The 14,749-nt window shown below is 59.8% G+C and carries 15 protein-coding genes; 5 read left to right on the top strand and 10 right to left on the bottom strand.

The features are described from left to right. Window positions 1-152: 152 nt before the first annotated feature. Both P3T25_RS19345 and P3T25_RS19340 read right to left on the bottom strand, forming a co-directional pair. Window positions 153-854, bottom strand: coding sequence for an SH3 domain-containing protein (locus P3T25_RS19345; protein ID WP_429358721.1), 702 nt, complete (start codon window positions 852-854; stop codon window positions 153-155). Window positions 855-1,029: 175 nt separating this feature from the next. Further along, window positions 1,030-1,965 carry a LysR family transcriptional regulator gene (locus tag P3T25_RS19340; protein WP_154565427.1) on the bottom strand — a complete coding sequence of 312 codons (936 nt, stop codon included), beginning with the start codon at window positions 1,963-1,965 and terminating at the stop codon, window positions 1,030-1,032. 117 nt (window positions 1,966-2,082) lie between these two features. Between P3T25_RS19340 and P3T25_RS19335 the strand changes: the two genes are divergently transcribed. From P3T25_RS19335 to P3T25_RS19320, 4 genes are all read left to right on the top strand, one after another. Beyond that, window positions 2,083-2,829 carry an SDR family oxidoreductase gene (locus P3T25_RS19335; RefSeq protein ID WP_154565445.1) on the top strand — a complete coding sequence of 249 codons (747 nt, stop codon included), beginning with the start codon at window positions 2,083-2,085 and terminating at the stop codon, window positions 2,827-2,829. 35 nt (window positions 2,830-2,864) lie between these two features. Beyond that, window positions 2,865-3,692, top strand: coding sequence for an SDR family oxidoreductase (locus P3T25_RS19330; RefSeq protein ID WP_429358720.1), 828 nt, complete (start codon window positions 2,865-2,867; stop codon window positions 3,690-3,692). Window positions 3,693-3,737: 45 nt separating this feature from the next. Further along, the gene (locus tag P3T25_RS19325; protein WP_154565425.1) at window positions 3,738-4,169 is read left to right on the top strand and encodes a (R)-mandelonitrile lyase; all 432 of its coding nucleotides are present in this window, start codon (window positions 3,738-3,740) and stop codon (window positions 4,167-4,169) included. A gap of 156 nt (window positions 4,170-4,325) precedes the next feature. Beyond that, the gene (locus P3T25_RS19320; protein WP_154565424.1) at window positions 4,326-4,778 is read left to right on the top strand and encodes a cupin domain-containing protein; all 453 of its coding nucleotides are present in this window, start codon (window positions 4,326-4,328) and stop codon (window positions 4,776-4,778) included. Between the two features lie 157 nt (window positions 4,779-4,935). Here P3T25_RS19320 and P3T25_RS19315 read toward each other — a convergent pair whose 3' ends face one another. From P3T25_RS19315 to P3T25_RS19305, 3 genes are all read right to left on the bottom strand, one after another. After that, the gene (locus tag P3T25_RS19315; RefSeq protein ID WP_166618286.1) at window positions 4,936-5,457 is read right to left on the bottom strand and encodes a PH domain-containing protein; all 522 of its coding nucleotides are present in this window, start codon (window positions 5,455-5,457) and stop codon (window positions 4,936-4,938) included. 409 nt (window positions 5,458-5,866) lie between these two features. Then, window positions 5,867-7,246, bottom strand: a complete 1,380-nt coding sequence (locus tag P3T25_RS19310; protein WP_154565422.1) for a M14 family metallopeptidase — start codon at window positions 7,244-7,246, stop codon at window positions 5,867-5,869. A 410-nt stretch (window positions 7,247-7,656) separates the two neighbouring features. After that, window positions 7,657-8,109 (bottom strand): DUF3828 domain-containing protein, encoded by a 453-nt coding sequence (locus tag P3T25_RS19305; protein ID WP_154565421.1) that lies wholly within the window; start codon window positions 8,107-8,109, stop codon window positions 7,657-7,659. 153 nt (window positions 8,110-8,262) lie between these two features. Between P3T25_RS19305 and P3T25_RS19300 the strand changes: the two genes are divergently transcribed. Beyond that, window positions 8,263-8,463: a hypothetical protein gene (locus tag P3T25_RS19300; protein ID WP_429358719.1), complete on the top strand. Its 201-nt coding sequence runs from the start codon at window positions 8,263-8,265 to the stop codon at window positions 8,461-8,463. Between the two features lie 441 nt (window positions 8,464-8,904). Here the strand turns inward: P3T25_RS19300 and P3T25_RS19295 are convergent, their stop codons facing one another. The 5 genes from P3T25_RS19295 to P3T25_RS19275 all read right to left on the bottom strand — a co-directional run bounded on the left by P3T25_RS19295 (window position 8,905) and on the right by P3T25_RS19275 (window position 14,656). After that, entirely contained in the window at window positions 8,905-9,375 is a 471-nt protein-coding gene (locus P3T25_RS19295; protein WP_171929191.1) for a ribonuclease, read from the bottom strand. 235 nt (window positions 9,376-9,610) lie between these two features. Further along, window positions 9,611-10,444 (bottom strand): sugar phosphate isomerase/epimerase family protein, encoded by an 834-nt coding sequence (locus tag P3T25_RS19290; protein WP_154565419.1) that lies wholly within the window; start codon window positions 10,442-10,444, stop codon window positions 9,611-9,613. 54 nt (window positions 10,445-10,498) lie between these two features. Continuing rightward, complete coding sequence (locus tag P3T25_RS19285) at window positions 10,499-12,418, bottom strand: bifunctional sugar phosphate isomerase/epimerase/4-hydroxyphenylpyruvate dioxygenase family protein (protein ID WP_154565418.1); 1,920 nt, start codon at window positions 12,416-12,418, stop codon at window positions 10,499-10,501. A gap of 115 nt (window positions 12,419-12,533) precedes the next feature. Beyond that, complete coding sequence (locus tag P3T25_RS19280; RefSeq protein WP_154565417.1) at window positions 12,534-13,364, bottom strand: 3-keto-5-aminohexanoate cleavage protein; 831 nt, start codon at window positions 13,362-13,364, stop codon at window positions 12,534-12,536. 239 nt (window positions 13,365-13,603) lie between these two features. After that, entirely contained in the window at window positions 13,604-14,656 is a 1,053-nt protein-coding gene (locus P3T25_RS19275) for a Gfo/Idh/MocA family protein (RefSeq protein ID WP_429358718.1), read from the bottom strand. Window positions 14,657-14,749: the final 93 nt, after the last annotated feature.

Below are 14,749 nucleotides of genomic sequence, written 5' to 3'. Positions count from 1 at the left end.
TTTCGACGACGCAGGCGTGTTGCGCTCGACGCAAAAGAGCCCGGACCCGCTTCACGATCACCTCGACGATCATCCGTCGAATTGAGCGGCATGGGCGCGAGGCGCGTTGCCAGGCGATCGCGAAGCGGTGGCGGGCGAGAAGCGTTCAATCGCTAATGGTTATCCGGCGGATGATTGCGGTCTCCATTGCCGCCGCGCGCCTCGCCGCCGTGCTCACCGGACGGACCGCCCGGGTGCCCGGCAGCCTGTCCCTGAGGGCCGCCCGTCATTTGCCCGGGCGGCTGCGCAGGCCCGTGCGTATATCCCGGCTGCGGCTGCATCGGCCCATGAGCGTACCCCGGCTGGGGCTGGGGTTGCGGCTGCGGCTGCGGCTGCGGGCTGCCGTGCATGACCGGCCTCGGGTTCATAGCCGGACCGCCCGCCGCCGGCTGGCCACCATGCGGCCGCGGATGATTCGCCCACCGGTCCCGGTCGTGATACCAAGGCTGGCCGCGATAGTAGTGATCCCAGTAAGTTCCGAACGAGAACGCCACGACCGGCACCCCAATCTGCAAGCCGTAAGTCATGATCGGCACCTCGGTACCCTGATACGGATAGTCGAGATATTCGCCGTAGACCCAGCCGCGCAGTCCGGGCGCTCCGACGTCGCACCAGCTGTAATCGGAAACGCAGCCGTACACCGTAAGCTCCGCGCTCGGCGGCACTTGCGCGACCACCGGATAATCCCCGGACGGACCCGCATAAACGTCCACGGGCTGATTCGTATACGCCAGCGATTGAGCGAACGCAGCGCCGGACAGCGCCATCAGGCAAACGCCTCCCGCGATGGCTCGAGTGACGATTTTCTTTTGCACGATTCCTCCCTCGGAAAGAGCGGCCCATGCATGAGGTGCGCTATTCGTTTCGTCCCGGCCTTAACGGCGCCTCGATAGCAGGGCCACATTGCTTTGACAAGCCTGGGGGCGTTCGAATTGCACCCGACTGTCTGCGCAATTACGGTTTGTCAGCGTTCTTACCGTTCAGCAACTTTCATGCTTTGCCGCTCTTTGCGTTGCCTTTATCTTTCGTCGATTTGTTGGCCCATTCGCGTACCGCCTGCGAAAACAGCCGAAGCGCTTCCGGTGGGTGCCGGTTAGCCGGATAGTAGAGACACAAGCCTGGCATGGATGGACTCCAGTCCGGTAGTAGATGAACCAATCGGCCGGTCGCCAGATGTTCCACGACAAGATATTCCGGAACCCAGGCGACACCGATGCCGGCCAGCGCGGCATCGACCATCAGGTTTGAGTTACCTAGCGTCATGGGGCCATCGACATCGACATTGAGGCCACTGCTTCGACGTTCAAACTCCCAGTGGTATAGCGTACCGCTAAGAAATCGATAGCGGATGCATTTGTGCTGTCTTAGGTCCTGAGGTGTTTTAGGCGGCTGGTGGCGAGAGAGATACTCGGGCGATGCGACCGCTGCAAACCGGAATGCCGGACCGAATTCGACCGCAATCATGTCGCGCGGAACATCGTCGAGCACCCGTATCCCAGCGTCAAATCCGTCTGCCACGATATCGATCAATCGGGTATCCACGACGACCTCCACGTGAATCTCCGGATAAGCCGCGAGAAAATCCGGAAGCACGTGCTGGATCAGTGGTCTCGCGCCGGCTTCGGCCGAGCTGATCCGGATTGATCCGGACGGCCGGGTACCTGCGGACATCACTTCATTGATGCCATCTTCAAGGTCGGCAAGTGCCGGACCGACACGCCGCAACAAATGTTCGCCAGCTTCAGTTAGCGCTACCGAGCGGGTCGTCCGATTGAAGAGGCGCACGTTGAGACCCGATTCGAGATTCCTGATCGCATGACTCAACGCCGGCGCGGAAACCCCCAGTTTTTTCGCCGCCGCGCGGAAACTTCGATGCTCAGCGACGGCAATGAACGCCGTCAGTTCCGACAGACCTGTGCGCAGCATAATTAACTTCAATTTAACACCCCGTGAAATTGTAGCCTTATTGTTAATGAATTCACATCAACCTAAGATCTGGACATTGATTTCAACCGGAGAAGGTCTGTGGAAACGCGCAATGGCTTGAGCAACAACATTGAAGGCAAAGTTGTCGTTATCACGGGTGCCAGCAGCGGCTTGGGCGAAGCGACTGCCAAGCATCTGAGCGCGCAGGGCGCGATCGTCGTACTGGGCGCGCGGCGGGTCGATCGCATTCAGTCGCTGGCACAGGAATTAATCGACAAAGGCGGCAAGGCACTGGCTATGGCAACCGACGTGACTCGTCACGAGGATGTCAAAGCCCTGGTCGATGCAGCAGTGCAGACCTTCGGGCGCGTCGACGTCATGCTCAACAACGCCGGATTGATGCCGCATTCACCGCTTGAGCGCCTGAAGATCGATGACTGGAACCAGACGATCGACGTAAATATCAAGGGTGTGTTGTACGGCATCGCCGCTGCCTTGCCACACATGAAACAGCAGAAGAGCGGCCAGATCATCAACGTCGCTTCCGTGGCGGCACGGATCGTGCGGCCCGGCAGCGCTGTCTATGCGGCAACCAAGAGCGCCGTGCTCATGATCTCGGAAGGCTTGCGCCAGGAAGTCAAACCCTACGGTCTTCGCACGACGATTCTCTCGCCGGGTGCGGTTGCGACTGAGCTTCCGAACAGCATTACGGAACCGGATATAGCCGGCTTCATCAGCAAGTTCTACGAAGAGATCGCGATCCCAGCGGAATCGTTCGCACGCGCCGTCGCCTTCGCGATTAGTCAGCCTCCGGAAGTCGACGTAAATGAAATCCTGTTTCGACCCACTCGTCAGGAAATTTAAGCGATCGGCCAATCCAGGAACAAGGAAGAAGCGTCATGCAAAAAGTCATCGTTGTAATCGGTCCGGGATCAATTGGGCAAGCCACTGCGCGACGGGTGGGCACAGGCAAACACCTGTTACTCGCCGACCTGCGTCAGGAGCAGGCCGACGCAGCGGCAAAGACGCTGAGCGAGGCGGGTTTTGAGGTGACGACGGCGGCCGTCGACATTTCATCGCGTGCGTCCGTTGAAGCCCTGGTCGCGAAAGCGACTTCACTGGGCGCCGTCCATGGCCTCATTCATGCGGCCGGCGTTTCGCCGTCGCAGGCCTCACCAGAGACGATCCTGAAAATCGATCTCTACGGCACGGCGTTGATCCTCGAAGTATTTGGCGAAGTGATGGCCGAGGGCGGAGCGGGAGTTGTAATCGCCTCTCAGTCCGGTCATCGTCTGCCGCCGCTGACCACGGAAGATAACCACGCGCTTGCGACGACGCCTGTCGAAGAATTGCTAAAGCTGCCAATGCTTCAGTCTGATCAGGTAAAGGATTCGTTGCATGCTTATCAGTTGTCGAAACGCGGCAACGCCTTGCGCGTGATGTTTGAGGCAGTCCGCTGGGGCAAGCGTGGCGCTCGTATCAATACCATCAGCCCAGGCATCATCATCACGCCGCTTGCGAAGGACGAGTTATCCGGCCCGCGTGGGGCAGGCTATCGGCGCATGATTGACGGGTGCCCGGCCAAGCGCGCCGGCACGCCGGATGAAGTTGGAAATGTTGCCGCGCTGCTCATGGGGCCTGACGGAGGATTCATCACCGGAAGCGATTTCCTGATGGATGGTGGCGTGACGGCGTCTTACTGGTTAGGAGAGCTGGCACCGCAATAATGGTGTGACGTTACGCCAGACTCCTACGTGAAAGGATTAGAAGCTATGACAGACAAACAAGCCCAAACCATCATCCGCAACGGCAGCAAGCCGTCCATCAAAGGCCCGGGAAGCTGGTTTACCGGCGCCGTCCGTATCGACAGCCTGTTCCAGATGGAGGAGCCGGGGCGAACCGGTGGTGCCATCGTGACGTTTGAGCCCGGCGCGCGCACCCACTGGCATACGCATCCACTCGGTCAGATTCTGGTCGTGCTTTCAGGGGTAGGTTGGACTCAATGCGAAGGTGGCCAGCGCAGTGAAATCCGCGCTGGTGACATCGTCTCGTGCTCGTGCGGAAAGCGACACTGGCACGGTGCTGCTGCAACCACGGCGATGTCGCACTTTGCGGTCACTGAAATGCTCGACGGCAAGAACGTCGAGTGGATGGAGTCGGTAACCGATGAGCAGTATGAGGCTGGCCCGCTCGTCACTGACTAAGCCACCAACCGAGACTGTCTAACGATGTTGTCGAATGGCGCTTCATGGCCGACATCTGCCGATAAAGGATGACCGTTTTCAAACAGCGGGCGGGTGTATTCTGCGGTCGTATGCACGCCATTTCGCCGACGTCGGCGCTCATTGTTTGGAGAAGCGATGAACATCAGCACACACAAGCCTGGCACTCCAACCTGTCAACTGGTGCAAGCTGGCCCACAGTTCGAGGGGAAGCAAGGGCTGACCTATGCGGTAGGTATCTCAGCTGAAAGTGTGGGATCGAAGCATGTGCATCTTCAGCTAGCAACAATTCCGCCGGCTGCCCGGGCCAAAGCGCATCTCCATGCGGAGCATGAGACGGCCATCTATCAGCTGAGCGGCATCTCGGGGTGCTGGTATGGCGAACGATTGGAGCACCATGCGGTGGTTCAGGCCGGAGATTTCTTCTACATCCCCGCAGGGATGCCGCATGTTCCGTACAACGCGAGCGCGGATGAGCCTTGCGTCGCGGTAATCGCCCGAACCGATCCCAACGAACAGGAGAGCGTCACGATGCGGCCGGATCTTGATGCCTTACCTGACTGGTCGAGCGTTCTGCCTTCACCGCTCTGATTGATCTGAGTGCAAGGGAGCTTTGCGCCATGACGCGTCACCATGTCGTGGCTGAACAGGACACGCGAGCATCGGAAACTGCACATGCCGTTTGAAGGCACGCGGCCAATATGGGACGGTCAACAAGACCTGTCAGTCGCGAACCGATACCGCCTGCTCAACCACTCTGCGCCTGAGAGTAACCAGCGGCGTTCGGATCATATGTGTTTGCGGAAATGCCCCGCTCCTGATGCATGGCAACGGCCTCGGCAAGCCTCCTGCCGACCTGGTCAGCGCCCTTGATGCCCGGCAGACGCCTCACGGGACGAGTTGCATCGTTGGTCGTTAGAATGATCGTGCCGACGCCGAACAGGCGCTGCCACCATGGGTGGATCGACGTGACGCACTGAATCCGGGAAATCTCGAGAATTGATACACGGCGATGCAGAATACCTTGCGTCCAGGTAATCCGCGCGGTATCGATGACGATTCGGGTGAACGCGGTCTTGGCGAACGGCAACCCGACACCGATCAAAACCGCACCAGCTTGTGCGAGCAGCACATGCCACTGAAGCGGGAAAGAGTTAGACGCGTAGACATGTATAGCGCCAATCATTGCCATGACAGCGCCCCCCTTCAGGATCGCGGCAAGGTTGCATGCCTGCGACGGAGCGCCACTGAAAATTACCTGATTGGCCATTGCACATGTCCCTTTTTCTGACCCACGGACCATTTGTCCGTCGAAAAAGGCAGCGCTGCCTGATTCGGTTGCGCGTCAGCAAATTGAGTGGCCGGCGGGAATGCAGCGATTCTCGCGCCATGCAGACATACGCGCCGGCTTAGTTGCACATGTTTCAAACGTCCGGTGGCGACGCAACGCATCGTCGACGCATCGGCTGTTGAAGCGAACATAGTTGACTCGCACGTCACTGTCTTGAAGTCGTAGCGCGACTTGATACCTATGGTGTGCCAGTATAGCCTTTACGACGAGTATCGTCCGCGATGTACGCACAGAGACCAGCTTTGTCCGATACCGAACTTCGGCTGGACCATTAGAGCGGTCCGCGATTCGTTGCTGCTGAAACCTTTTCCTGCTGGAGGCACGATAGTCACTGCGCCGAAATGCAAAACGCCAAAAGTCCCGACGTGACCTCGTCGATGATCTGCTTCATTTCCGGATACGGGGGATGGAATGGGGTTGGATTTTGCGGACTGCCCCACTCGATCGTGTACGAAAACACCTTCGCTTTTTTTGCGTCGACCAGGTGACGGCTAAACGCATAGTCATCCGACGTGCCGGCAGTCGGATAAAGGCTCATCGACTGTTCCGTCTTGTAGAGTCGGCCACGCGATGCCTTGATCGCATCACGCATCTCATTCGCCAGATTGACTGCGATCTTCTTGTCCTCGGCCGCGATGTACTCTCGGTACACCTTGTCGTTGGCGATGCCGCGCTTGCCGTCATACGCGGGGTTCTGGAAATTCATCGCTCGATCGGCGCTTTGATCGACATCGTCACCCCAGTTGTACAGAATGTCTTCCGAGTAGCTATGCAGGTCGACAAAATAGCGAATGTGCGGAAAGTTGTCGAACATCCAGACAGCGTTCTTTGTCTCCGGCTCGGAGGTTGCCGCGGGGCCAATGTAGACATCGTGATCGCACGGATCCGTGGAGTTTGCAATCGGCGACTTCGGATCGAAGTACTTTGGGAAGTCCCAGAGAAAATCGTAATTGCGGTTGACGTCGACACCGACACATTGGGATTGCGTATGTCCCGCCGGCGCCGGTCGACGATTCTTGCGCCACATCGGTTCGGTCAGCATGCTGTAGTTGCGTCCGTCAGGATTGGCTTGCGGAAAGACGTAAATGTCCTTCTTCTCCACCACGGATTTGATCTGCGCTGCGGTAAAGGTCCTGCTGCCTATTGTGATATCCGTATTTGTCCGGTATGCGTTGGCGAGCAGTTGCACAAAGTTGACGAGAATGTCGGGGCTGCCCCATTCGCGTGCGTGAACGCCGCCAAGGAAATAGATTCCGACGCGGCCCGCGCCGCTGCCTTTGCCAATCTTGAGCGCGTGACAAACACGCTGCTCCCATGTCTCGTTCGGCAGCTTGATCAACGTGGTGAACGCGTCATTCGGAGCCTCTGATTCGGCAACCAGGGCCGCTTCAATATGCGCGACGTCGAGGTATCCCGTGCCAGCGGCGACCGACAATGCTTCACGCGTCAATGCGCCGACTGGGCTTTTGCGTTTCTCCTTCTGTCGCGCCACACCCTCGATTTGCGCATCCTCAAGACGTTCAACCTTGTAACCCGCAGCTTCAAGCGCACGAATTTGTTCGTCGCTAGCGTGCGCGTCGACGCGGTAGCCTTCTGCGACTTTCTCGACAGTATGCCGGGCGACCGTGACTTTATACTTTGTCACGAGGTCGGCCATCGCCGCGTAGTCGCTTCCGGTAATTCTGGCATGGTAGTTCGACACTTTCATTCTCCCTTCAGTTTTCTGCCTTCGTAATCTTAAAGACGGTACAGCGGCAGTCATTTCAAAACCACGTGTCATTCGAATATCTGGTTGATGCCTGTGATCCCTGCTAAACCGATCCCTACACCTATACGATCGACAGGCTGAAAGGCTGAAGACAACTTCAACTAATGTTGTGACTACCTAGTCGGCGCCGACAGCTAAAGCGTGTCACACGGCGTTCGTCTCGTGACAGCGGTCCAGTTGCGCCAGGCGTTCGGCCTCACGGCGGCCGAGGCGGTGGGGGTGATGCTTTGGGTCATCTCAAACCGATCGAGCGTGTCGGAGTCTGACATTGCCGGAAAGGGATTGAGTTAGGTGTATGCCTTGAACATGCATCAGGAGGTCGACAACGTGACCGCCTACGTTAGACATGTCTATTGATAATCTAGCGTGTCGTCGACTTTGGTGATCTTCCAGTTGTCACCTTGCTTGCGCAGAAAAACCAACACGCTGATTCTGTCTTTCGAGCCGAAAGTAACTGGAACAACCGCAACATCGTCAAGCATGATCGCCTGGTGTGTTGCGATGTTGTTAGACCAGTCCTGTTCGTCGTAGTCCTGAACCTTCGTGAAATAGTCGACGTCGCCAGGCAGCCTGTTATGGCGATACGCGCTTCGAAGTCTGTCAACCGTCGTTTTGGTCACGTAGACATAAATGCCCTTGTCCAACAACGGATAGGTATCTTTAGATTCCAACTTGATATACCAGGCGTAAAACGCCTTCGTGCTTGCGTCAGGAGTCGCGCTATCCGCGAACGCCCCTTGCTGGAAAAGCAACCCGCCAACCAGCAGCAGTACCGACACGGCGAAGGTAAATAGCTTCTTCATCTTTCGTCTCAGTTGTATCGATAAATTTTATATGCCGGTTGCATTGCGTCCCGGATCGTTATGTTAATGGTCGGCTTCACGGAGCATGCCCATTATCTCGTTCCTGTGCTTGTCGGATTGTTCGCGTGGCATCCTAGTCCACTCCTGATTGTCATGGCTATCCTGGCGATGCCGCAACTCAAGCGCGCATGGCATTACGATCCGGCTAGTCCGGAGAACGTTCGATACTATGGCATTGCGCCGTCGGTGAAACTCACTTATGCGTTTTACTATCTGGCGCTTTTGGCGTTTCTCGCGATGATGACGTTTGGCATCCACGACATGCTTGAACCGTTGCGTGGCGGTACGCGCTGATTTGCGTTTTGGCTTTGTCCGGCGGCTCATCGGCCATTTCCGACATTGGGGCAGGTCGGGTTCTACGTCAGCAATGTGGCGGATTGCTGACAGTGGCAGCATCGAGCAGTCGAATGGCAGCTTCCTGCATCAGCGAACTCACACTTCCGACCCCTTGCCGTCATTCGGGCCACCGCGAGAGCAACGGCTGTTTCCAAGGTCCAACGGACATTCGCTCGCGCGGGTCGACTGCCGTCGAACGGCATTTCCTGCCGTTCGATGGCCAACCGTGATAGATCCGCCGGAAGCCTCTTACCTGTCGCTCACGACACCATCGCAGCAGATGGCGGGTAGCGGCTAGGGCAAACGCCACTGATCGTGCCATCGCGGCACGCCTTCTGAAAATACAACGCCCGGGCGTCTGCTTTATAGGAGGCCCGGGGCGTTTTTAATTGGCTCAAGTTATTGTGCAATGCGTTTGAAACTGGCGTAGTAATCGTCGGTGTAGTAGCAGTCGCCGGTCTGCCTACGCGGTCCACCACATACGATGCGGCGCTGCCCGCGATCCGCCGAGCCAGGCGTGCGAACTGTGTATGCGTGGTAATAGCCGCGCGGATGCTGCGGCAGCAATACCGCGCTGTTACGGAACAAGACACCGTCCTCGCCAAAAGGGAAAGGGCCGCCCGCTTTGATCAGACGCAGTGTTTCGGCTGCTTCCCCCGGCAACTGCGCCTTAGTGACGGCGGCCGGCGCGCTCCGCTCCTGCGCGCCCGATGCGGCGGGTGTGTCGCTCGCGGCCTGCCCAAGCTGAACCGGTGCCTGACTCGCGGATGCGCCCGGTTCCTGAGTAGCGTTTCGCGATCCGTCCTTGCCGCATCCGCCGAGGATAGCGCTCAAGGCGAGGATGCAGGAGAAAGCCCACGCTCGCTTCACGATACGGTCGTCTCCGGGTTGACTAACATTCGACGATCACGAACGATTTAAGGGTATCGCTAACGGCAGAGCGAATCAATGTTCGGCGGACATAGGAATTTTTTACTCGACAACCAGGCCGATGCGCGGTTCTCGGCGTTCGAGAAATAGGCGGATCAAGCAGATTGCGGTGAGAATCGTTTTATCGTCGAACTGGTGGACTGGTAAACTCGGCCAGGCAAGATCAGCCCGCCGTTTACACCCCCGCATAGGCCCGTTCGACGACGGCAAATGTCGCATCGCGCAGCTTGCGAGCCCGCTCGACGGCGCTCGCCGTTTTTGCCCAGCGCTCCATCGGCACTTCGATGCTGATCGGCAAATCGTCGGGCAGCGCCCGCAGGATGCCCGCCAGATCGAGACCGCCCTCCCCGGGAATCAAACGCTCGCAACGCGCCTGATACAGCAGCGTGTTGAGATCGGTGGGACGTTCGGCGGGCGCGTCGCAGAACTGCAGGTATCCGAAATACTCGCGCGGCAACGCGCGCAGTTCGTCAATTGACGACGCTGCCCGGTCGAAGTGGATGGGATCGATGATCAGCCCTGTGTTGCGCCGCCGCGTTGCCTTCACGATGCGCGCGCCCTGCGTGATGTTCTTTACGTCGGTCCACGGCATCGGTTCGAGCGATGGAGAAAGGCCGAGCGGCTCGGCGAGATCGCAGAGTTGCGCAAGGCGCTCGGCGGTACGAGCCTCATCCGGGTCGTTGCCAGCCACCAGCACGTAGCGCGCACCAAGTTCGGCGGCGGTGTCGAGCGTGGGTTTGTACGCGGTCACATTGGTATCGGGCTTGAGCCGCAGGATCTCGACGTCGAGCACGCGCACGCCGGTGTCTTTCAGGCGCGCCAGCGTCTCGCGTTTGAGCGGGGTATCGCCGACGAGCTCGTACCGCACTTCGTGATCGGTCGCCGGGAGCAGCCGCAGGCCGACGAAATCGTAGCCGGCCCGGGCTGCGCACTCGACCATCTGCGGCGGGCTCAGTTCGAGTATGGTCAGCGCCGACAGCGAGAGCGCGCGCGAAGATTGCTGTGTCATGTCGTCTCGTTCCATTCGTTCGATGAAGGACCTGGTGCCGCATCGATTGTGTCGTCAGGCTCCTTGAGCTTGCGCAGCCATGCGTGCCGGCGCGTTGATCGCGCCGTACGCATCGTATGCATTCACGCGCTGCGTGACCTCAAAGAACAGCCCGCCGTCCAAACACTCCGTGTAGATATGGAAATAGTCGCCGGCCGCGGACCGGTCGAACAGCACGCCCGCGCTTCGCAAGCGCGCCAGCAGATCGTCATCGAGATCGACGCGCGTGATCAGATCGTCGTAGTAGTTTCCCGAGATCGGCACGAAGCGCGCGCCGCTGGCCGTCAGGCGCGCCACTGCGTCGAAGATGTCATCGGTACTCAAGGCTATGTGATGAACCGCCACGCCTCCTCCGGCGCTCACCGTGCGGGCCGTGCGCGTGCGCTGGCTCAGCGAGACGTTGAGCACCAGCCGCACGCTGCGATCTGCGTTGGCTACGCCGCGGCTGCGTACCAGGCCAAACGGATCGGCGAGTTCGAGGCTCTCCCCGGGCTCCAGGCCGAGCACCGCGCGCACAAACAGGATCCACGTGTCGAGTTGATCGACGGCGAGCCCGAGCGCAACGTGATCGATACGTTTCAGGCCGGCTCCAGCGGCGGACCTGCCAGGCTCGTCCTCCAGCACGAAATCCGCCTCGTACAGACCATTTGGTCCGAGCGCGGACGACACGAAGCTGATCAGCATCCCCCCGGGCGAAACTATCGCCGGAACCCGCTGCTCATGCGGCCCCAAAGGACCATCGTAGCGCTGGGAGTGCATCGCGGTGGCGCGGCCGACCGCGCTTGCCGGATCGGCGGTGCGCATGGCGAGCGCACACACAGACAGCCCGTGGGCCTCGAAGCGGCGGCGTGCGAAGGAGTCCGGCTGTGCGTTGACAATCAGATTGATGTCGCCCTGCCGGTACAGCACGACGGCCTTCGAGCGATGGGTGCCGGCACGCCGAAAGCCGAACTGCCGCAGCAGTACGTCAAAAGCTTCGGCTGAAGATTCATCCGCGGCGAACTCGATATACGACAGTCCCATGATGTCGGGCACCGGGGGTGGACTGTACAGCTCGACGCGTTGCAGCACGCTCGCGCGCCGGTCCGTGAAGCGTGCGTTGCTCTGCGCCGGCTCCTGCAGACGTTGGCGCACCTGGCTCTCCAGATACAACAGCGAGCGCATCGCATCGACCGCAGTGCGCCGATTGGGCGTCTCGCGAAATACGTCGTTGAAAATCTCGAGCGACAAGGGTCCGGTATAGCCCGCCAGCAGCACCTGCTCGAGGAAATTCGTCATGTCGAACTGTCCCTGGCCGGGAAACGACCGGTGGTGCCTCGCCCATTGCAGCACATCCATCGACAGTAGCGGCGCGTCGGCCATCTGCAGGTAGAAGATCTTCTCCCCCGGAATGTCGGCGATGCCCGACGGGTCATCGTTGAGCGACAGTGTGTGAAAGCTGTCGAGTATCAACCCAAGGTGCGGATGATCAGCGCGCCGGACGATCTCCCACGCCTGCCCATACAGCTTGGTCACACGCCCCCACGCGAGCGCTTCGAAGCCGACCCTGAGGTTGCGCATCGCCGCGCGCCCGGCAAGTTCGTGCAGTTGCGCGGCTGCCAGCGCCGGATCGTCGATGACGAGCAGCGACGTATTCGAGCAGCACAGCATGACCGGCGCATCCAGTTCCTGCATCAGGTCGAACTTGCGCTCGGCACGCTCCAGGCTGCGCCGAAACTGCGCTTCGGGCATTCCTTCGAAATCGCGAAACGGCTGATACAGGTCGATGGTCAGCCCAAGGTCGGCCGCCATGACGCGCAAGTCCCGGGCTGTGCCCTTGAAGTTGATGAAGTCGTTCTCGAACAGTTCGATACCGTCGAAGCGCGCGGCCGCAATGGCCTCCAGCTTCTCGGGCAGCGTCCCGCTGAGCGACACGGTCGCGATGGTTCGGCGCATGACTTGTTCCTCGGCTTACGTTACCGCCGCCCTCCATGGGGCATCGTTGCCCGACGTCGCGCGTGCCATTGAGGCGGACCGCCCGCTGGGCCGGGCGCTCGCGCATCGCGTCGGGTTATCGAGCCGGCAGACCCAGCATTTCGCGCGCTTTGGCTGCGCTCGCCACCGGCCGGCCATATTCGCCGCACAACGACGCCACTCGCGTGACCAGTTGCGCATTGCTCTTCGCGAGCGTTTCCTTGTCCCAGCGCACGTTGTCTTCCAGACCCGTGCGGCAGTGCCCGCCCATCTGCAACGTCCAGTGGTTCACCTCGAGCTGGTGCCGCCCGATGCCAGCCGCGGTCCATGTTGCATCCGGCAACAACGCCTTGAGTTGCTGGACCTCGAACTCAAGAATCTCTCGACGTGCCGGGAGTGCGTTCTTCACGCCCATCACGAACTGAACATGCACCGGGGATTTCAGCAGCTCTTGTTGCACGAGGTCCACCGTGCTGTACAGCATCGCCAGATCGAAGATCTCGATTTCCGGTTTGACATCGTAGTCGAGCATCATCTTCGCGAGCGAGCGCACGAAGTCCGGCGGATTTTCATAGACGGTAGTCGGAAAATTGACCGAACCCGTCGCGAGCGATGCCATGTCCGGGCGCAGATCGAGCATCGCGCCACGCTGCTCGAATGAGCGACCGCGGCCGCCTGTCGAAAACTGAATGATGATGTCGGGGCAGTGCTTGCGGATGCCGTCCTGAAGCGCGGCGAAACTCGACCGGTCGGAACTGGAGTTTTCCTGTTCGTCGCGCACGTGCAGATGAACGAGCGATGCACCGGCTTCGTACGCTTCATGGGTGCTTTCAATCTGCTCTGAGATTGTGATCGGCACGGCCGGATTGTCCTTCTTGCGCGGCACTGAGCCTGTGATGGCTACGGAGATAATGCATGGTTGACTCATGGCTAACACTCCAGGATATCGGTCCAACCTGTCTCGCGCATGTCGCGAGCAATCATGACAGCGTGCCCGGGAAACTGTCCGCGCAGCATGCCACTACCAAGTCTAGTTCAACCCGGACGCGCTGACGTCCGGGTACTCTTAAGCGACCGCGGTGTGCGCCATTCGGCGGCGCAGCCGCATGTTTTTTCTCCTCCACTGGCTAGAACGCGACCGCGATGCTGTGATGTCGGGCAGCGAAATCAGACCGGCGTCGTGTCGAAGATCGATCCGCTTTTCGCAGCTTCAGTGATGGCTTCGGTAATGCGCAGGTTCCGCAGACCGTCCCGTGCGCTGACGATCGGTTCGGTTTCCCCTCGCACGACGCGGCCGAAGTGTTCGATCTGACGCGCGAGCGGATCCTCGCGCGTCATCTCGGCGACGCTGACTTCGAACGGCTTCCACCACGAGCGGTCTTGCGCGCGGGCGTACGTCTTCATGCGCATCGTCGGCACCGACAGCGAACCGAAGGTGCCGGCAATGACATAACAGTCTTCGTCGAGATAGGTCGCATAAGCCTTGTTCTCCTGCGAGGTCTGCTCCCAGCTGCGCGCGCAAGCGGCTGTGTCGGACAGCATGAAGCTCCCCAGTGCGCCATTGGCGAAGCGCAGGTTGATCGCAACGGTGTCTTCCACCGGGAAGCCACGCGTGGCGTGCGACGACAACGCCTGCACCGCGACGATGTCGCCGCACAGCATGCGAAGGTTGTGCACCTCGTGAATCATGTTGATCAGGATCGGGCCGCCGCCGGGTTCCCGGCGCCATGGCGCCTCGGCGTAGTACTCGTCGGCTTTGAAAAATGCCGCGGCACCCATCACGGCAACGAGTTTTCCGAGCCGGCCCTCATCGATCATTTCCTTCGCGCGCGCCATGATCGGGCTGTGCGCCCGATGATGGCCGATCAGGATCTTCGCCCCCGCCCGGTCGGCCTGCTCCACCAGCACCTCGGCTTGCTCAACGCCTGGCGCGATCGGCTTCTCGAGCAGCATGGGCACTCCCGCCTCGATGCACTTCAGTGCGTGCTCGACATGCAACTTGTTAGGCGTCGCGAGAATCACGCCATCGGGGCGGTTCTTTTCAAGCATTTCGTCCAGTGACCGGTAAAGCGGCACACCAGCCTTGGCCGCGACTGCCTCTGCAGCAGGACCCGGGTCCACAACGGCCGATAGCATGCAGGTCGGACTCCGCTGTGTCACGCCCATATGGGCGAGGCCGATGTAACCGGCGCCGGCCACGGCAATTCGTGTCTTGTTCATTGATATGCACCCCTCGGGTAACGGACAGAGCGCTGCCAGCCGATGCCGCACGTCATCTGTGCGGCGACTCCCGCTCGCTGACCCGGGCGGCAC

This window comes from Paraburkholderia sp. GAS32 (genome assembly GCF_050434225.1).
GTDB lineage: Bacteria > Pseudomonadota > Gammaproteobacteria > Burkholderiales > Burkholderiaceae > Paraburkholderia > Paraburkholderia madseniana.
Note: the sequence above shows the minus strand (reverse complement) of the source record. Positions and strands in the feature narration are given on the sequence as shown.